Raw genomic sequence first — 19,471 nt, 5'->3', positions numbered from 1 at the left:
GTCGCGTCCTGGCCGAACGGAGCATTGCCGAGCCGTGAAATCCTGTTGCTCACCCAGCCGAAAGGCGCCGACAGACGCGGCAGCGCCGACGCCCCGACCCGTGCAACCAGGCAAGGCAGTCGTAGAGCGGCATGTCGCGGTCATTCCCGGCGGGCAGGCGCTTGTCGGGACCAATCGCCCGGTCTTTCCGCTTGATGGCGAAGGCCCGCTGCGCAGGAAGAAAATCAAGGCGTTCAGCGTGGATACGGCAGCCGTCACGACCGCCCGGTTTCAGGCTTTCGTGGCCGAAACCGGATATGTCACCGATGCAGAACGCATGGGGGATTCGCTGGTGTTTCAGGGCCTTCTGCCCAAGGGGTCACCGCCCAGCCGCGCCATCGCGGAGACGCCCTGGTGGCGGGTGATCGAAGGTGCGAACTGGCGCACTCCGTTCGGGCCGGGCAGCGCGGAGCGCCCCGACATGGATCATCCGGTCACGCATGTGTCCTGGAACGATGCGACCGCCTTTGCGCAATGGGCCGGTGGTCGCCTGCCGACCGAGGCGGAATGGGAACACGCAGCGCGCGGCGGTTTGGGCGACCATCCCTTTCCCTGGGGCGATACCGAACCCGATGACAGCGGGTTTTTCCCCTGCAACATCTGGCAGGGGCAGTTTCCACGGCAAAACACCGCGCGCGACGGCTACCTCGGGACAGCGCCCGCGCGATCCTTCGACCCGAATGGCTACGGGCTTTACAACATGGTCGGCAATGTCTGGGAGTTGACCAGCGAAACCTTCAAGGTTCAATCCCTCAAAAAGGCAGTTGCTGCGGCACATGCCGGCAAGACGGGATACAAGCTCAGCAAGGGCGGATCATTTCTATGCCACCGCAGCTATTGCTATCGCTACCGCATCGCCGCGCGCAACAGCACGTCACCGGACACTTCCACCTCTCATATCGGGTTCCGGTTGGTGTATCACGCAAGCCACGATTGAACGGCCTATCGGTGCATCGAAGCGGGGCCACTTCAATGCCGCTCGATCTGCAAGTCGAATTGGCGCCGGCCGCCGGTCTCATGCGGGTTTACAAGGCGCAGCTTGCCCGACTTGGCCTGCCCGCCCCCAGGATGGCCTCGCTCAACAGGATTTAGGCTTTGCCGAAATGCGTTTGCTTGCGAATTCCTTTTGCGAATTCGTCAGTTGGCCTTAAGCTAGCCTTCAACCAAGGTCGGAGTACGCATTTTTTCGCTGATATTTTTTTGGGCTATTTCGGGGAACACGCAAGATGATCAATCGAATTTCCCGGCGTTTGTTGATAACCGCCGTCAGCGTATGTTTGGGCGGCGGTGCGGTACAGGCGCAATCGGCGTCAGAGTGCGACCCGATCGATCAACTGGCCTGTTCGTGCAAGACCGCCGCCGTCAAACCAGTCAACAACACAGTCAATGCCTGTTTCATCGGTGATGTGAACACCATCACGGCCAATCAGGCCGACGGTTTCACGGCCAAGATATTCGCAGCCATCAATTGGCCGGTGAAGCTTGATGAAAATGGCAAGGCGATGCCGGGCGTTCCAGACTATCAGGCCAAGCTTGATGGCTCATGGACCGCGGTCTGGGAGACCTGGAAAAGCACCAACCAGATTTTTCGGGGCGACCAGCCGCCGCTGCCCTGGGACAGCACCGCCTATCCCCTGCCCGCCGCCTGCGCCGAGCTTGACCTGGAAGCCGCAATGGCTTCGGTCCCCTATGCCGCAGACATTCCCATGACCATGCAGCCACGCCTGCTGGACGAGTATTTGAACCCGGAGGGCCGTGCGCTTTTGGACCGAAACGGCGTGCCGGTTCGCTATGATGTGATCTTCAACAAGCAAGCTTATGACTACACGGTCGAGAACAAGCTTTTTGACGCGCGTGGCCTGGAAGGCTTTCTGCACAAGAACGGCAAACTGTCGATGCCAAAAGGGTTTTGGATCGCCCCCGCGAACGGCAAGCAGCGCGGGGCGATTGTCCTTAAATCATCATGGATGGTGCTGGATGCAAAGCACGATCCGATGCGCTTTCACAAGGCCTGGGCCTATATCACCCCCTTGGTCGAGAACGGCAAGGTGACCCATGACTGCGCACTTCGCCCGGTCGGGTTGGTTGGCCTGCACGTGATCTACAAGACGGACCAATTCAAGAAATGGGGCTGGGGCACGTTCGAGCACGATACCGTCGCTCCAACTTGGGCAGAGGTTGGCGACACCGCCGCCGGTGTCTATGCCGATGGCGCGTCGGTGCCGCAATGGCTCTTCTATTCCCGCGATCAGGACGGCGCCGCCAAGCTGAACACCCCGCCCAAACATGCCGCCGCAGGGATACCCTCCCGTGTCGTCGCCTTTTACCCGCCGGGTTACTATGCCGAGCCGATCGGCGTCGCGGTCAAGGAATGTTCCGCCTATGACCAGAACTTCCGTTGCATCAACGCGCGGCTCAAGAGCGGGTTCGCCAACAGCCCTTTGCGGAACTATCGCCTGCACGGCACCCAGTGGGAGTTGCTGGATTCCAACGGGCGCCTATTGCCCGAGATCCTGGGCAACGCGACCATGGAAACCTACACGCAGAACACATCAAGCTGTCAGTCCTGCCATTCCTTTGCGCGCCCCGATCAACCGGGTGCGGCGCGCGAGACACTCGATTTCATCTTTTCCTTCAACAGGGATGTTCTGCAACGCTCGTCTCCTGTTCAAGGCAACAAATGACCCCAGACACGCAATTTCGACAAACCTATAATAACAAAACAGAAAAGGAACATCCCATGGACGCCACAGATCGCAATCCGGCCTTTTATACGTGTGAGGTGATCACCAAGTGTTTCGTCAACGACGAGACCCGGAAGGAATTCATGGACGCGTATGGCGAAAGCCCCGAGGCCGCTCAGGCCTATCTGGAAAAGCTGGGCATGCCGGCCAAGCTGGCGGAGGACGTCAGCAAAAAGCAGGGCAACGATCTGAACCTGTTCATTGGAAAGAACGTCTGCGACTATCTTTGGTAGGCCATAAAGATCGCGCACCGCGTCGGAAACCTCTGTGATCTGCCGGCAAGAGACGCTCACTCACGCTGTTCATTCGTTGATCCCGGAGTTTGCGACGGCTGCGGGCGTCGTGGGGCTGACCGGGTTTTCCCGCGGGCTGCCCGATGCGGCCGTCGGGCACATTCTTGAATGTGCGTTGAACGGCCCTCCGGGCCGCATGGATTATTCCATTGCGCTGCTGCGGCGCGGGCCGTCATTTGCCCGCCTCCACGAGGCCCTGCTCTCCGGTTCAGCCAACCTTGGAAAGACAGCGCAGGTTCTTTCGCTGATCGATACTGATCTTGCCCTGGCTGATGTTCTCTGGCTCGAATTCGATATGGAGCGGCACGGCGGCATGAGCCTTCCCAGCTTCTTCGTGGGGTCTGCGTCTCCGGATCCGGAGGCGGCGGCCTCGATGGCTCGGTCCCTGTTCGGTGCGATCTGGCCCGGGATCGATGCCCCCGACGTGACCGCCTTGCTTCGCAAGCTTCCCTCCGGGGTGTTCTTGAGGCAGGCGGGGGTCATGGCCAGCCGCGACGCCGCCGACGGACCATGCCTGCGGCTGGTGCTCGACGGTGTTCCCGGCGATGGCGTTCGGGAGGTGCTCCGCCGCCTGCGCTGGCCCGGCCATGACGATGTCGCGCACGGCTTGGCCGGCTTCGCGGACCGTCATGTACGCGCCGGACCGTGCAGGATCGATGTGGATCTCGGCAACGGGCTCGCCCCGTCGCTGGGGGTCGAGCTTCCTTGCAGCAGCTTCTGCGCGGACCATACCGCAGGCCAAGACCTGCACGCAGCCGGACTGGCCAGCGGCGACAAGGCAAAGGCCCTGAACAAGCTGACCCCGCGCAGGACGATCGGACCCAAAACCGGGCCCGCAGGCGCGGAACGTTTGGACTTTGGTCTCAATCACATTAAGCTGAAAACCGACGGTGAGGCTGGCGTGCGGAAAATCGAAGCCAAAGCTTATTTCTCTCTCGTTGCGACGCCTGATTTCGAGAGCATGCGACCCGAACATGAAGGCCAAGAAAGGCTGACTGAAGAATGACACCGCACCAGCAGGACGAAGCCTCGGCTCCCGGACTTTACCGGACCGATGGCGGGCCCGACGGCACATCGGTCCTGATCTGGGAGGCGTCGCAGGCGCAGGGGGACGTATCCGAACGGATCGCCGCGCGCCTTGCCCTGTTTCAGGACCATCCCAGCCCGTACCTTGCCCGCCCCGTGGCGTTCGAACGCAACAAGGACGCCGTGAAACTTCTGATGGAGTACCCTTCGGGCAGCAGTCTTGGCCGGCTCATCCGCGTCGGACGGCAGCGGGCGGATCAATTCCTCGGCTTCGCGATGCAGATGGCCGAAGCCGTCGAACTGCTGCACAACCGGCAAACCGCGCACGGGCATTTGTCGCCCGCCGCCTTTTTCGTGAATACCGAGAAACGCACGCTGCGCCTTGCACTGCATCCGGACTGTCTGACCCGGCCGGCCGAGCGGCCGTCGGGAATCGAGGGGCGCGACATCGCGGAAATCCTGTATTGCGCGCCAGAGCAGAGCGGACGGACCGACGCGGTCGCCGACCTGCGCGCCGATCTCTATGCTTTGGGCGTCGTGTTTCACGAGATGCTGACCGGCGCCCCGCCCTTTGAGAGTATCGACAAGCTGGAGTTGCTGCATCTTCACCTTGCCGTGCCGCCGCCCGACGTGACCGAACTGCGCGCCGACATTCCGCCGATGGTGGTCAAGATCCTGCAAAAGCTGCTCGAGAAAGCGCCGGGAAGCCGGTATCAGACGGCCTTTGGCCTTTTGGCAGACCTCAGATTGTGCCGCGATGCATACGCCCGCGACCGGGCGATCCCGGATTTTGATCTGGGCGCGCGTGACGCGCAGGCCACGTTCCGCATTCCCGACAAACCGTACGGCCGGGACCGGATCTTTCAGAAACTCGAACGCCTTTATGGAAACATCGCTACCGGCGAGGTCGAGTTGCTGCTGGTGAGCGGACCTTCGGGGTCGGGCAAGTCGACCATCGCGGAAAAACTGCGTGACATGCGGCAGGGTGATGCAGATCCCGTCTTTGCCTCGGGGAAGTACGACGAAATTCAGGGATTTCCCTATCTGGGCCTGGTGCAGGCCTTGCGCGACTATGTGCTGGAAAAACTGGCCCGCGACGGCGACGAGGTCAATCGCCTGCGGCAGAGACTGCGCGAGGGATTGGGCGACAATCTGGCGGTGCTGACCGATTTCATTCCCGAATTGCAGCACCTCGTCGGCGATACCGGCCCGGCCCGCAAGGGTGACCAGACCGAAACCAACCAACGCTTCCGCCTGGCCATGCAAGCGTTCTTCGAGGTGCTGTCGGACGCTGAGGCGCCGCTCATCCTGTTTCTGGACGACCTGCAATGGGCCGACGGCGCTTCGATTTCGCTGATCGAGGACCTGCTGGTGAGCGCGTCACTGTCACATTTGATGATCGTCGGCGCCTTCCGCGACACCGAGGTCGGGGAAAACCACCGCCTCCGGCGCCTGTTCGACAGCCTGCAAGACAGCCGGATCGGCACGACATTGATCGAGGCGATGCCGCTTTCGATCGAGGACACACGCCAGATGATCGTCGACACGATGCATCTGGAATCGCAGGTCAAGGTGGATGATCTGGCCAAGGTGATCCAGTCCAAGACCCTTGGCAATCCGCTCTATGTCAGGCGCCTGTTGACCGAACTGTACAGCGAGGGCGCAATCCGTTTCGATGTGCGCACCGGACAGTGGCAATGGGTGATGGACGCGCTGACCGAACGCGTCGTCGAAGCCGATGTGGCCCAGTTGATGACCGAACGGATCAAGCAGCTTTCGGCCCCTGCCGTCGAGACGCTGCGCGTCGCCGCGATCTTTGGAACCCGGTTTCTGGCCCCGTCCCTTCGGATCGTGCTCGACATGAGCGATGACGAGATCATGCGCAACCTGAATGAAGCGGCGGCCGAAGGTTTCGTGATCCCGGTTTTGGGCGGCGATGCGGGCATGTACCGCTTTGGCCATGACATGGTGCGCAACGCGGCCTATCATTCATTGCCCGAGGCCGAACGGTCCCGGCGGCATTTCAGCATCGGCTCCTATCTTCTGAAGGACATCCGAGACCCGGCGACCGACGACCGCCTGTTCGGCGCGATGGACCAGATCGCCTTGGGCGCCGACCTGATCGACGAACCGGGGATCGGCCGACTGGTCACACGCGGCGCCATTTTCGGCGCGCGGCGGGCCAAGACGGTCGCCGCCTACGACATCGCCCAACGCTATCTGGCGCTGGTCGAAAGCATGCCGGCAAAGGTGACCGGGATCAATTGGGACACCGAGCCCGAGATCACTCAGGAACTGACGATGGAAGCGATGGAGATCGCCTTCATGACCGGAGGGTTTCCTGCGGCAAAAGCGTATTTCGACGATCTGATCGCCCATCTGGACACAAATGCGCAGAAGGCGTCGGTCTACCAGGTCCTGGTCACCCTGCACACCGCGCGGTCTGACTATGTCCGCGCCATCGAACTGGGCGTCGAGGGGTTGAAACTGCTGGGTGTGAACCTGTCCGGCGCGCCCGGTCCAAAAATCCTGGCACAGCTCACCGCGACCCAGTTGGAACTGCGCCGTCATGACGTCTTCGACTTCTCGATCCTGCCGGATATGGACGATCCGCAGGCCGAGCAGCTCATCGAGATGCTGATGATCGTCTCGACCCCGGCATTCCTGCAGAACAAGGACCTGTTCGTCCTGATCTCGTTGCGCATGTTGCGGCTGACCCTGAGCAAGGGCCTGACCAGCGCCGGAGTGTTTTCGATCCAGAACTACGCCATCGTGATCTATCTGGCCTTCAAGTCCGTCGACAAGGCCTACAAGATCGGCACCAACCTGTTCGACCTGCTCGAACCGCGCGATATCAGCCCGCTGGTTCAAGGGCGGTTCATCTATACCTACAGCGTCGTGGTTGCCTGGCATTTCCGGCGCTATGGCGAATTGCGCGACCTGCTGAGCAAAGGGCTGGTTCAAAGCTGGACGGCCGCCGATCTCGAATATGTCGGTTATTACTACTACAGCATCCTGAAATACTCTTGGCTGTTGTGCGACCCGCTCGACAGGGTGGCGGATCAGCTCGGTGAATTTGAACGCTATGACAAGCGGCTGCGCAACAAGGTGCTGAGCTCGATTGTCGAGATCTATACCCGCGCCGTCGATCGGTTGACCAATCCGGAGGTCTCGCCGCTCTGGACCCAGGACGATCGCCTGATCGAAGAGAGCATGACCGGCGAAGCCTCGGTCGGGACGTTCTGCACCACCGAATTGCTGCTGACCCATGTCTTTGGCGACTGGGCGATGGTCGAGGAGCTTTCCGGAAAGCTTCGCGCGCAGGAGGGTTTTGCGACACTGGGTCCGGAATTCGTCGACTATCACCTGCTTTTGGGTCTCAGCCTGACGCGGGCATCGGCGCAACTGGGGGCGCAATCGGAGCGGAAACGCAGATCCCATCTGAAAAAACATCTCGCGACCCTGCGCAAGATGGCCGAGAAATATCCGACCAACCACCGGTTCCAGTATCCATTGCTTGGCGCCGAATGCGCCCGTCTGGCCGGCAAGACCGAAGCGGCGATGGCGCTTTACGAAGAGGCCATCCGCAAGGCCGAGGATGAACGGGTCTGGAGCTATGCCGGGATCGCCTGCGAATGCGCGGCGGCGCTCAGCGCGGACGCGGGCGATGCCACGGCCCAGGCCGGGTTCATCGAACGGGCGCATGCCGCCTATGCGGCCTGGGGCGCCACCAACAAGGTCCGGATGATCGAACGCGACTGGCCGGACCTCGCACCCGCCGGGACCGATACCAAGGCCGACGCGGCAGGCGACGATGCGCTGGATGTCACCTCGATCATCAAGGCAAGCCAGATCATCCTCGAGGTCACCAATCTGGATACCCTGCTGACGCGGTTGATGCAGATCACCCTCGAAAACGCCGGCGCGGATGTCGGGTCACTCTATCTGGTGGGCGAGGATGGCAACCTGCGCCTGGCCGCCGAGGGGATCAAACAGGGCGTCGATGCGAAGGTGACGGTGTTCCGCGATGGCCCTGCGCTGACCACGCTCAAACCCTCCGACCACCCGCGCGAGATCGTCTCGCAGGTGGCTGCCTCGCTTGATCCGGTCATTCTGGCAGACGCGCGTGCGGCCCCGCGCTTTTTCCGGCTGAGGTATATCGAAGCCCGCGCACCAAAATCGCTCATGTGCCTGCCTGTGACCGGCTCGCGCGGTTTGCAGGCCGTTCTGCACCTGGAAAATTCGCTTGTAGAGGGCGTGTTTACCGCCGAGCGGCAGGAGATCCTCACGACGCTGGTGTCCCTGGCCGCGATTTCCCTGTCGAACGCGCAGCTTTATGCCCGGCAGAGCGAGGCGCTGAAGCTGGAAAAACGTGCCAGCGAGGAACTGGCCCGCGTCAACCGCCTGAAAGACGAATTCCTGGCCAATACCAGCCATGAACTGCGCACCCCGCTGAACGGCATAATCGGACTGGCAGACGCATTGATCGGCGGAGCCAAGGGAGAGGTGCCCGCGCCCGTGAAGGCGACGCTTTCGCTGATCGCCTCGTCCGGCCAGCGGCTGTCGTCCCTCGTGACCGACATCCTGGACCTGTCGCGTCTGCGCGAGGGCGAGTTGGAACTGCAAAATCGTCCGCTGGACCTGCACACTGTGGTCGATGTGGTCTTTGCCCTGATGGAGCCCCGCGCGTTGCAGGACGAAATCGACTTGCGAAACCTCGTGCCCAAGGAAGGGTCGAATGTTCTGGCAGACGAGAACCGTTTGCAGCAGATCCTTTTCAACCTCGTCGACAATGCCATGAAATTCTCCGAAGGCGGACAGGTGACGGTGTCCACGGCGCTGCGGGAGGACCGGGTTCACGTCACTGTCAGCGATACCGGCATCGGCATCCCCGAGGAGGCACAGGCGCGAATATTCAACAGTTTCGAGAAAGTCGACGCCTCGGACACGAGCGGCTTCCAGGGGGTCGGCCTGGGCCTGGCCATCACCAAGAGCCTGGTCGAAATGCACGGCGGCAAGATCACCGTGCTCTCTGACACGGGCAAGGGCGCGGCCTTTACCTTCGACCTGCTGTTGACGACCGCCGCGCCCGAGCAAAACCTGCGCGGGATCGCGCGGTTGGCGGATCATCGCGATCGCGGCCCCATATCCGGCCTTGGCACAGCCACCGCAGGTCCCGGCCTGTTCAAGCCGGGCGAGGTTGCGCGGGTCGACGTCTCGGGGCAACTGATCAAGGCGCAGATGCCCCTCTCTGACCAGCACCGCTATTCCACGTTGGTGATCGACGACGATCCGATCAACCTTGAGGTCTTGCGCAACTACCTTGAGATGGACGGGTTCGAGGTCGAGCTTGCCCGCGACGGCCGCGAGGGGCTGCGACGGATGGAGGAAGGGTATGATCCCGACATCGTGCTACTGGATGTCATGATGCCGGGCATGTCAGGCTACGAAGTCTGCCGGGCGATCCGCACCGCGCGCCCGGCAGCGTCCTTGCCTGTGGTCATGCTGACAGCGAAGAACCAGGTCGAAGACCTGCGCGCGGGGTTCGCCGCGGGCGCCACGGATTACCTGGCCAAACCCTTCTCGCGCGAGGAACTGTCGGCCCGGATGCATGCGCATATCGAACTGGCCCGTGTCTCGACCGCCTACGAGCGGTTCGTGCCGGTGGAGTTCCTGAAATTCCTCGATCGCGACAGCATTCTGGATATCGGCCTGGGCGACAACGTCGCGCGCCGCATGACCGTGATGTTCTCGGACATCCGGGGGTTCACAAGCATTGCTGAAAAATCCAACCCGTCGGAAACCTTCCGTTTTCTCAACGACTATTTCGGGCGGGTCGGGCCGGTGGTGAAGGCCAACAACGGCGTGGTCAACCAGTTCCTCGGCGATGGCATGATGTCGCTTTTCCCCGGCAATCCTGACGAAGGGGTCAAGGCGGCGGTGGAGATCCAGCGCGAGATCCGTCGCATCAATGTCGACCGAGAGGCGGTGAGGCATTCGCCCGTGGGCACCGGCATCGGATTGCACACCGGGGATCTGATCATGGGTATTATCGGCGATGCCCACCGCTTGAACGGAAATGTCATTTCGGACGCGGTCAACCTGGCGTCCCGGCTGGAGGGGGTGACCGCCATTTACGGCGCTGGCATTGCAGTCTCGGAAGATGTCATTTCGGCCATGTCCGAGCCAGACCGGTATCCGCATCGCATGCTTGATACAGTGCGGGTGATCGGGCGCGAGCTTCCTGTGGTCGTTTATGAGGTTTTCGCTGCCGACCCACCGGAAAGCGCACGCCTCAAGGCCGCGACCCGGGACGCGTTCGAGGGTGCCCATGCTGACCTGAGGAACGCGCGCTTTGGTCGAGCGGCCGAACAGTTTGCTCGCATCGCTGATCAAAACCCATTGGATGCAGGTGCGAAGCGATTGGCCGAGAGAGCGTCTCGGCTGGCGGAAAAGGGTGCGCCCGACGACTGGAGCGGAATCGAGATCCTGAAAACCAAGTGAAAGACCACTCTCGGCAATTCTGGATAGGGTGCTGTCAGACCAATGCGAACCAGTCTCAGTTCACCGGCAGATGCCTGAACCTATGCCGAACAAAGCTGGCGCCACTCGGCAAGGGCGGCGGTGCGGTTGAGCTTGAAATTGTCTCTGCTGTAGAAAGCGCGCTCCTGATTGAAATGGGTGCGGACGGAGGTATGAACGGCGGCGCATTTGTGTAAACTTCGCATGCTCCGGAACCGCGGCATGGCCCGTTCCCGTCGCCGAAACGGCAGGTGCGAATTCTCCGCGCGATTATTTGTCCAGCATCCCGTTTCCTGGCGGTCAGAATTGCCGATGACCTTCATCGCGGCACCATAGGAGCGGAGCTTGTCGGTCACGATTACGTCCGGATTGCCGTATCGCTTCATTGAATTCTTGAGGAATTTCAATGCTGCTATGCGATCCCGTCGCTTTGTGGCGAAGGACGCCAGCACCTCTCCCTCGTGACTCACGGCCCGCCACAGAAAGCGTCGCGCGCCGTTGATCCTCACGAAAAACCTCGTCCAGGCGCCTTTGCCAGTTCGAGTATGCACACATCCGACTGACAATGTTTCTGCGGATCTCTGCCGCGAACATCGGTCCGAATCTGTTCCACCAAAAGCACTCGGTTTCGTGCCTGATGTCGGTGCCGCGCTCGTGCGGCAGGTCCTCGACGTTGCGGTGCGAAAACGGAGATCGAACATGCACCATGACCGCCGGTCGGATGACCTCGGGGCTACTGTGACAGCCCTTGAAAGGGTCTGTTTTCGTCATCTGCAAAGGCCACGAAACCACCCTGCCCGCCTCAACTCAAACCCGTCTGACAAAGCCCGGACAAATGACTGCAACCTGCGACGATCAATTGCAGCTCAAATCTACCCTGGCAAAAAAGGCGTCGTCCACAAATGACGGCACCGCTCACCGCCTTGCCCGATCAGGCCGGACGGGAGTTGCATGTTTGGTGACGCATGGGATGCGCAATCTACCTTTTTGGTATTCGCGATGGCCTTTTGGATGACCCCGCGTGCGCAAGGCGGATGCCTGCGGCCCTCCCATCGACGCGATCAAACGAATTGATAGGCCCGGTTCTTCACGATGCGGCATCAGCATCGACCTGTCGGAACGGACAATTTCGACACCAGTGCTTTGAGGCGAAGCGCGGCTGCGCAGGACCTTGTCAGCATCTGTTCCAAGTCGGAGGGGTATCATGAACGTGCAGCCATTCGATCTTCTGCTCGTGTTTTTTGTAACACTGGTCGCGGTTCAGATTCTTCGGCCGCTTGCACCGCGCTTTGGATTCATCGACGCGCCGGGGGCCATCAAATTTCATGCAGAGGCGACGCCCAGTTGCGGCGGGTTGGCGATCGCGGCGGCGCTGGCCGTCGCCGTCGCCTTGGGCGTGATCTCTTCTCCGGCAATCGCCTGCATCTGGGTGGCGCTCATCGCCAGCCTTGGCGCGCTGGACGACCGGCACTGCCTCAGTCCTCGGATCCGGCTCGCCGCGCAGTTCCTAGCGGCTGCGATGTTGTTGTTGTCGACCCGATACGCAGTCCCGAACCTGGGTGAATTCTCCATCGGCGCCGGCGTGTTTCTTTTGGTCTGCGGTGCGGCAATCAGCCTGTTTTTCACGGTCGGACTGGTCAACAGCCTCAATCTCATCGACGGCGTCGACGGCCTGGCTGGCGCCGTGACGCTGGCGGGGCTGTTCTGGCTGGCAGCAATCGCGCATGTCACCGGCGACTTCGGCGTGGCCTCGGATGCGATGATCGCGATGGCGGCGACCGCGGGGTTTTTGGTGTTCAATCTTCGCCACCCCTGGCGGAGCCGCGCGGTGGTCTTTCTTGGGGATGCCGGCAGCACAGCGCTTGGCGCAACGCTTGCCGTCCTGATCCTAGCCATCGCCTCGCGGCCGGAGGGGGCGCATCTGCCTGCCCTGATCTGGCTTGTCGCGGTGCCGCTGATCGATATGGGCAGCCTGATCGTGCGCCGAATAATGGCGAGCAGGAGCCCTTTCTCGGGAGACAGGTGGCACCTTCACCATCTTCTGCTGGACTTCGGATTCTCGCCCGCGCTGACAACCGCGTTGATCACAGCTGCGGCGGGCCTGTGTGGCGCCGTCGGGTTCCTCGGCGTCTTGTACGGCGCTTCCGCGACTGTCATGGCGCTGGCCCTTCTGGTCCCGATCGGGGCACACAGCCTGATCGTCCTCGCCGCCCGGACTGACACCCGCTCGCGCCTTTCGGACCATCTTGCGCAGGTCAACGCGTCGCGGAAACTGGGCGCGCCCCCCGTTCTGCGCAAAGAAAGCCGGATGATCGTTCGGGGGAACTGGCCGTGAGCATCTCGACGTTGATCATGACGCTGAACGAGGAAGAGAACCTGGGCCGGTGTCTCGACTCCCTCAAGTGGTGCGATGATATCGTGGTGCTGGATTCCTGCAGCACCGACCGCACCGTCGAGATCGCCCGCGCCGCCGGAGCGCGCGTCGTCCAACACGCGTATGAAAGTGAACTGGAACAGCGGATGTTCGGTCTTACGCAGATCGAGTTTCGGCATAATTGGGTCTACACGCCCGATGCGGACGAGGTCACTCCAGACGATCTGCGTGAGGAAATGCTGGCGATCAGCGCGGACCCGACGCGCCGGGAGGCGATTTTTCAGGCGCGCTACAAGAATATGTTCATGGGCCGCTGGATAAGGCGCAGTTCCCTTTATCCGACATGGATCACGCGCATGGTCCGGCCCGAATTGGTGCGATTTGAACGCAAGGTCCATTCCCGCTGTGTCAGTGATCACCCCACCGGACGCCTGAAGTCGCATTTCATCCACTATAGCTTCAACAAGGGGCTAAGCGCCTGGTACGACAAGCACAATCGCTATTCCTCAGTCGAAGCGTCGCTGGCTCTTTCGCAAGGAAACCACCCGCGTATCGCATGGGAGGGCCTGGTCTCCGGCGATCCGGCGGACCGGCGTGCCAGCATCAAGGCGATTGCCGCACGTCTGCCGTTTCGCCCGACCTTGCGCTTTGTGTACATGTATCTGTTGCGCGGTGGGTTCCTCGACGGTTGGGCCGGCTATACCTATTGCCGGATGATCGCAAGTTACGAACTGATGATCGAAATCAAGACGGAGGAGCGCCGTCGGCGGGACGAAGGGTTGCCGATATGATCGGCGACGCAACCGAATGAACGAGGTCCTGACAGCCGTTCTTTTTGCCATGACCGCGGGCTGTTTGCTTTGGGGGGTCGTCAAGCCGCAGAAAGCCTACACCTTTCCCTTTCTTGCCGGTCTGATTGTCCTGTCTTTCGTGCTGCCTCAGCTGCCGAGCCTCATGAATGCGCCGTTCCTGCCGCAGGGTGGCTACAAAAAAACGGTTCTGATGACGTGCCTTTGCCTCGCCTGTGCAATGCTGGGTTGGCGGGCGACCAGTGCGCCAGTCGCCGTTCTGCGCGTGCAATTCAGCGAGCGACGCTTGAACATCGTTGCGACTGCTTTCGCGATCGTCGGATCGTATTTCTATTACGCGCTTTCACAGCTTCCGGGCGATCAGATCGTCGGCGTGCAAATCTCAGGTGCGCCGGTGGTCTATCTCTTTTTCGGCCGCCTTCTGACCTATAGCCTCGCCATTGCCTGCCTGTGTTACGCGCGGCGTCCCTGCCAGTGGATGCTCCTGGTTATCCTGTTCGATCTTGCCTTTTACTTCGACAGGATCGTAGTGACCGGAAAACGTGCAGAGGCCGCCGAACTCCTGCTGATCTTCGCGCTCGCCTTCTGGTTCACGCGCGGATGGACGATTCCGCGCGGTTTTCTCGTGCTGGGTTTCGTGGCTGCGATAATCGGGTCCACCAGCATGTCCGATTACAGACAGGTAACCCGCGAACACAGCTCGTTCGTATGGAGCGAGATCGCAGAGATCGATCCCGGAGGAAATTTGGTCGATTTGCTGAAGAAGGGCGGGCCGGAAATGCGAAATGCGATCGTGCTGATCAGCGACACGGACCGGACCGCCCAATTCGACTATGGCGCATTCCACTGGAATCAGGTGATCCGCAACTACGTGCCGACCGGCCTTACCGGTGCCGCCTTCAAGGAGGCGCTGATGTTCAAGACGCCGAAAGATCCGCGGGATTTCAATCCGCTTACCGGAACGACGATGACCGGGATGGTCGATGCGTTCCGGTCATTCTGGTATCTGGGGGCCGCGAAGTTCTTTCTTCTCGCTTATGTCCTGAGGCGGCTTTGGAACTCTGCGATCGAGGGCCAGGTGCTTGGCCAGTTTCTTTATATGCTGAGCGCGGTTCCCGCCATGCACGCATTTTCGCATACGACCGACTGGGTGATGTCTGCATGGACCCACATGATATTCTTCTGCATTCCGGTGTTCGCCTATGCCCGGATTCGACCGACCCTGACGACGTTCGCCACGACGGCCCGTCGCGCGACCCTGCTGCCAGGAGCGGAAATGCGAAAGGAACCGTGATGGACTCCCGCTTCGCTCAAGCGAAAGACATCGAAGCGCCGTTGCCGATAAACGGTGGCCCGACATTCGCGTTCAGCCACCGCCTCAAGCGGGTGATATGGCGCGTGACCTGGGCAATATTGGCCGCATGGACGCCGCCGCCCTGGATGCCGTTCCGTCGGTTGGTGCTGACGGCGTTCGGCGCGCGGATTCATCCCACCGCCATGGTTCGCGGAGGCGCGCGGATCTGGTGGCCCGGGCATCTGTCCATGGGGGCGCATGCCTCGATCGGGCCCGACGTCATCTGCTACAATGTCGCTCCGGTCTCACTGGGTGACGGGGCGATCGTATCCCAGCGAGCCCATTTGTGCGCTGCCGGCCACGACGTCGATGACCCGGAGTTCCCGCTTCGGCCAAACCCGATCACGATCGGCGAAGGGGCTTGGATCGCGGCGGAAGCATATGTTGGGCCGGGAGTGAGCGTCGGCGCGGGTGCCGTGCTTGGCGCGCGCGGCGTCGCTGTCACGAAGCTTGATCCCTGGACGATTTATGGCGGCAATCCGGCGCGGGCGATCAGAAAGCGTGGGATCGCCTGATCACAGCGCCGCCCGCAGCGCCGAGGCCCGTTTCGCGACCGTGGCCTCGCTGTACGCGCGTAGCATCATGGCTGCAATCGCGGGCCAGGTGTAGCGCTCGTGGACCAGTTGGCGCCCCGCGGCACCCATTGCCGCCGCCGCCTCCGGATCGTCGAGGACCTCTCCCATCGCGTTGGCAAAGGCGTCCGCGTCAAGCGGCAGGACGCGCCCGGCGCGGGCAGCTCCGACCTGCGGAAAATGGCAGCCCTCCGAGATGAGGGCCGGAGCGCCGCAGGCAAGCGCCTCGATGATCGCGACACTGAACCCCTCCTGACGGCTGGGAAGGCAGAAACAGGCACAATCCGCCATCGCCTCAAACTTCCTTGCGCCGAACACCGGTCCCAGCAGATGAACCCTGGAGCCGAGCCCCGAAGCCGCGATCCGGGCGCGAAAGTCCTGCTCTGCTCCACCGTCGGGCCCGATCACGACCAGATCCACATCCGGGCGGTTCTTGGTGACCTCGGCGAAGGCCGAAGCCAGAACATCCAAGCCCTTCTTGCGATGGAGACGGGACAAGAACAGGACAAAGGAACGATCGCCAAGGGCCGGGAACGACGCCCTGAACCGCCCGGGAACCGCGCGCGCGATGATATCTCCGAGGTTTACGCCGTTCGCAATCGTCACCATCGACGAGTTCAAGCCAAGCGGCGCAATCAGGGCGCGTTCGTCGCTGTTCAGCATGTGCAGAAAGCAGGCGCCATGCAACATCCGCCGGTGGGTCGCGAAGAGGGCGATCCGCTTCTTCAGGCGCTTCTGACTGAGGCTCCACGGATCGAGCATGCCGTGCGCCGTCAGGCAATAGGGCTTGCCGAGGCGGCGGGCGATCCGTGCAGCCTGGAGCAGGACAGGTTCCCAGACACCGTGCAGATGCACGAAATCCGCATGCGCGATCAGCGGACCGAGCGCCCGGGCGGCGGCAAGCGCGAACGGTCTTCCGACAGCGCTTTCCCGCGGCAAGGGGTGAAGGGAAAAACGTGCATGAGCCGGGGTCCCGTCAAGTTCTTCGGCCACGTGGGCCTTGGCCGCATCGTCCATGTAGCTTGCGATCCCGACATCCGCGTCCAGCATACCCTGCGCAGCCGCATGATGCAGGATGCTGCATTGGGGACCGCCTTGGCTGGGATCGATCGACTCAATGACGTGAAGAACCTTCATCGGACCGGATTCGCCGGACCGCGGGGGCTCGATGTCTTGCGCCGGGGTGGCGGCAGTGCCGCGAGGAGCCGATCGCCGTAGCGTTCGACGCTGAACTCCAGTGCCCGGCGTCGCGCCCGTATGCTCATCGCCTTGACAAGATCGGAATCCGACGCGAGCAGGTTCAGCTTCTCGATGATGGTGGCCGTGTCGCCAGGCGGCGTCACGAACCCTTCCTCGCCGTTGCGCACGACGCTGCCCGTGCTCGAAGTCACGACCGCCGGCAGGCCGGCCGCAAGCGCTTCGTAGACGACGGTCGCCGACCCCTCGCAAACGGATGGAAGGAGAAAGACATCTGCCCATTCGTACTGTGCGCGCATCGCGCTTCGCGGAAGGACCCCCGGTGCCTCGGCCACGCTGTCGAGCCTGCGAAGCTGCGCGTTCGGAATAGCCCGGGGTCCCACAAGGCGAAAGCTCGCCGTCCCGCGCATCTTCTCGGCTGCTTCAAGGACGTAGGGTGATCCTTTCCGCAAACCGATCGCACCCGCCGTCAGGACCCGCAACGGCCCTGTTCTTGGCCCCCGCTCGGGCGGTGCGTCACCAGGATCGACACCATAGGGAACCACGACACATTTTTCGACCGGCCCACCGCAGGTACGCACGCTTTCGAGCACGAAGTCCGACGGGCACACGATAAGATCCGCAAGCGCCCATTCGGCACGCTCGCGTTGTGCGAACGCTTCGGCGAATCTACTGGATTCGGGTATGCCCGCGACCCAGTCCGGGAAACGCGCCTGCTCGCGATTGACGAGGACGTCAAGCACCTCTCGGGGGGCGTTCATCTGCTCCACCGCCACCCAAAGCCCTTTATGTTTCGCCGCTTCGATCTGTTCGAGCCCGTCACCCGCGAAAGTGTAGAGCCCAGACGCCCCCGCGTACCCGCGGCGCGCGACAAGCATCGAAAACCGCCGCCCGGCCCAAAGAGCGTGCCGGGTGACCGCGGCATCGTCGTGATTGCGCAGTCGGATCAGCGCCGAACGCAGGCCAAACCAAGGAAAGGTGACGATCCGGTCCTTCGGAACACCTTCGGGAATGCGCCCCGCGAGCCGGGTGATCGCGGGAATGGCATTGCCGAACGGAAGCTTGCCGATCTGCGATGTCCATCCGTCCGTCGCACAGATATCCGTATAGAACCGCGACAGCCGGCCGGCCGAAGCGAGGATTCGCGGCAAGGCATAATGCATCCGCGCGCCGAGTTGACTGACGATGACATCCGCGCTCATGACACCGGCCTCGCTCCCGAGGACGCGGGTGCCGCATCCCTGCCGTCTGTCAGCATCGCGATAACGGAGCGCCATTCCGACAACCCCCTGCATCCGCGATATTCAGCCATGAAAAGCCGACGCGCGCGGTGGCCCATCCCCTCTCGGAGAGCGACGTCATCCCGCAGCAGGAGGATCTGCTCGACGAGGCCCGGCGCATCGCCGATCTCGATGCTCGCGCCGCATTCCGCCGTGTCGGCGACCCGCGCGACCTCGCCACGACAGTCGCCGATGAACAGGGTCGGGCGACCGGCGGCCAGAACGCCATAGAACTTGCTCGGCACGATGCAGGATTCAAGCTTCGGCAACAGGGACACGACATGCACGTCCGCGGCGCACATGCTCTGGCTCAGAACATCGCGTGGTTGCAGGGGCTTGAAGATGACGTTGTCCAGGCTCCGTCGCGCGACTTCGGCTTCGACGCTCGCACGCCTCGCACCATCGCCGATCAGGAGGAACTTGATATCCCGCGCGGTGGCCAGCGCCTGCGCCGCATCGATCAGGGTGGTGAAGTCGTGGGCGCGGCCAAAATTGCCCGAATATCCGACGACCAGCTCATCGCCGAATCCCCATTCCCGGCGAAGCGCATTGTCGGCGCGCGCCACGGGAGCGATTTCGTTCTCGTCCGACCAGTGTCGCACCACGGCGAGGCGCGCGGGATCGCAGCCCTGCGCCGCAAGCCGATCCTTCATGGCCCCGATCGGACAGACGATGAGTGCTGCGGCGCGCAAGGATGCGTCCCGAAGCGCCAGCGCGACACGCGTTGCGATGCCGCGACGACCGACAAGTCCAAGTTCGATGGCGACTTCCGGAAAGAGATCCATGACCCAATTCACCATTCTGCCCCCGCGGAGCGCAATCGCCGGTGCCGCGCTCACGCTGTGCAGAGGCGGATCGGTGCAGACGACGCAAATGTCCCCGCGCCGCGTGATCAGGGCCAGCCGAAACGCCGTCAGGACATGGAACAGCACATCGTCGACAAGTCGTCCGAGCAGGTGGTTGCGATCGAAACCGGTGGACGGCACGCGAACGACGTCCACGCCCTGGATACACTCGCGTACGGGGGACAATTCGGGCGCACCGTCGCGCCGACCCTGCCCGCTCAGCGCGGCAACCTTGTACCCTTCCGCCGCGAGCATGAAGGCGAGATTGGAAACCATGCGACTTGTCGCGGATTGGTCCGGATGGAAGTAGCGGTTGACGAATACGATCTTCATCAGAATCCCTTCTGTACTTGGTCCGTTGAACCGGCGGCGGGGAAGGTGCACGTTCTCTTTCAAATTGAAGCCATAAGGGCGAA

12 protein-coding genes and 1 pseudogene are annotated in these 19,471 nt (G+C 62.1%); 9 read left to right on the top strand and 4 right to left on the bottom strand.

Features of this window, described 5'->3' with window-relative positions:
* Positions 1–100 precede the first annotated feature (100 nt).
* The 5 genes from FDT80_RS17590 to FDT80_RS17570 all read left to right on the top strand — a co-directional run bounded on the left by FDT80_RS17590 (position 101) and on the right by FDT80_RS17570 (position 10,606).
* The gene (locus tag FDT80_RS17590; protein ID WP_170311932.1) at positions 101–976 is read left to right on the top strand and encodes a formylglycine-generating enzyme family protein; all 876 of its coding nucleotides are present in this window, start codon (positions 101–103) and stop codon (positions 974–976) included.
* 289 nt (positions 977–1,265) lie between these two features.
* The gene (locus FDT80_RS17585) at positions 1,266–2,723 is read left to right on the top strand and encodes a hypothetical protein (RefSeq protein WP_170311931.1); all 1,458 of its coding nucleotides are present in this window, start codon (positions 1,266–1,268) and stop codon (positions 2,721–2,723) included.
* Between the two features lie 56 nt (positions 2,724–2,779).
* On the top strand, positions 2,780–3,016 hold the full coding sequence (locus FDT80_RS17580) for a hypothetical protein (RefSeq protein ID WP_138663642.1): 237 nt from the start codon (positions 2,780–2,782) through the stop codon (positions 3,014–3,016).
* Positions 3,017–3,050: 34 nt separating this feature from the next.
* Complete coding sequence (locus tag FDT80_RS17575; protein ID WP_170311930.1) at positions 3,051–4,082, top strand: acylphosphatase; 1,032 nt, start codon at positions 3,051–3,053, stop codon at positions 4,080–4,082.
* Positions 4,079–10,606, top strand: a complete 6,528-nt coding sequence (locus tag FDT80_RS17570; protein ID WP_138663640.1) for an AAA family ATPase — start codon at positions 4,079–4,081, stop codon at positions 10,604–10,606. Before FDT80_RS17575 ends, FDT80_RS17570 begins: the two co-directional genes overlap by 4 nt.
* An 80-nt stretch (positions 10,607–10,686) precedes the next feature.
* Here the strand turns inward: FDT80_RS17570 and FDT80_RS17565 are convergent.
* Positions 10,687–11,395, bottom strand: a pseudogene (locus FDT80_RS17565) (IS6 family transposase).
* A gap of 433 nt (positions 11,396–11,828) precedes the next feature.
* Between FDT80_RS17565 and FDT80_RS17560 the strand changes: the two are divergent.
* Genes FDT80_RS17560 through FDT80_RS17545 form a run of 4 tightly spaced genes read left to right on the top strand, consistent with a single transcriptional unit; the run spans position 11,829 to position 15,676 of the window.
* On the top strand, positions 11,829–12,959 hold the full coding sequence (locus FDT80_RS17560) for an MraY family glycosyltransferase (RefSeq protein WP_138663639.1): 1,131 nt from the start codon (positions 11,829–11,831) through the stop codon (positions 12,957–12,959).
* Positions 12,956–13,789 carry a glycosyltransferase family 2 protein gene (locus FDT80_RS17555; protein WP_138663638.1) on the top strand — a complete coding sequence of 278 codons (834 nt, stop codon included), beginning with the start codon at positions 12,956–12,958 and terminating at the stop codon, positions 13,787–13,789. Before FDT80_RS17560 ends, FDT80_RS17555 begins: the two co-directional genes overlap by 4 nt.
* A gap of 16 nt (positions 13,790–13,805) precedes the next feature.
* Positions 13,806–15,101, top strand: coding sequence for a hypothetical protein (locus FDT80_RS17550; RefSeq protein WP_212733876.1), 1,296 nt, complete (start codon positions 13,806–13,808; stop codon positions 15,099–15,101).
* On the top strand, positions 15,101–15,676 hold the full coding sequence (locus FDT80_RS17545; protein WP_138663637.1) for a DapH/DapD/GlmU-related protein: 576 nt from the start codon (positions 15,101–15,103) through the stop codon (positions 15,674–15,676). The genes FDT80_RS17550 and FDT80_RS17545 overlap by 1 nt, the downstream gene beginning before the upstream one ends.
* Here the strand turns inward: FDT80_RS17545 and FDT80_RS17540 are convergent, their stop codons facing one another.
* The 3 genes from FDT80_RS17540 to FDT80_RS17530 are packed head-to-tail and all read right to left on the bottom strand — an operon-like array spanning position 15,677 to position 19,388.
* Positions 15,677–16,870, bottom strand: coding sequence for a glycosyltransferase (locus FDT80_RS17540; RefSeq protein ID WP_138663636.1), 1,194 nt, complete (start codon positions 16,868–16,870; stop codon positions 15,677–15,679).
* Positions 16,867–18,132: a glycosyltransferase family 4 protein gene (locus tag FDT80_RS17535; RefSeq protein ID WP_138663676.1), complete on the bottom strand. Its 1,266-nt coding sequence runs from the start codon at positions 18,130–18,132 to the stop codon at positions 16,867–16,869. Before FDT80_RS17535 ends, FDT80_RS17540 begins: the two co-directional genes overlap by 4 nt.
* On the bottom strand, positions 18,129–19,388 hold the full coding sequence (locus tag FDT80_RS17530; RefSeq protein ID WP_138663635.1) for a glycosyltransferase family 4 protein: 1,260 nt from the start codon (positions 19,386–19,388) through the stop codon (positions 18,129–18,131). The genes FDT80_RS17535 and FDT80_RS17530 overlap by 4 nt, the downstream gene beginning before the upstream one ends.
* Positions 19,389–19,471 lie beyond the last annotated feature (83 nt).

The organism is Sulfitobacter sabulilitoris (assembly GCF_005887615.1).
Lineage (GTDB): Bacteria > Pseudomonadota > Alphaproteobacteria > Rhodobacterales > Rhodobacteraceae > Sulfitobacter_E > Sulfitobacter_E sabulilitoris.
This window is presented reverse-complemented; position numbering and strand designations above follow the sequence as displayed.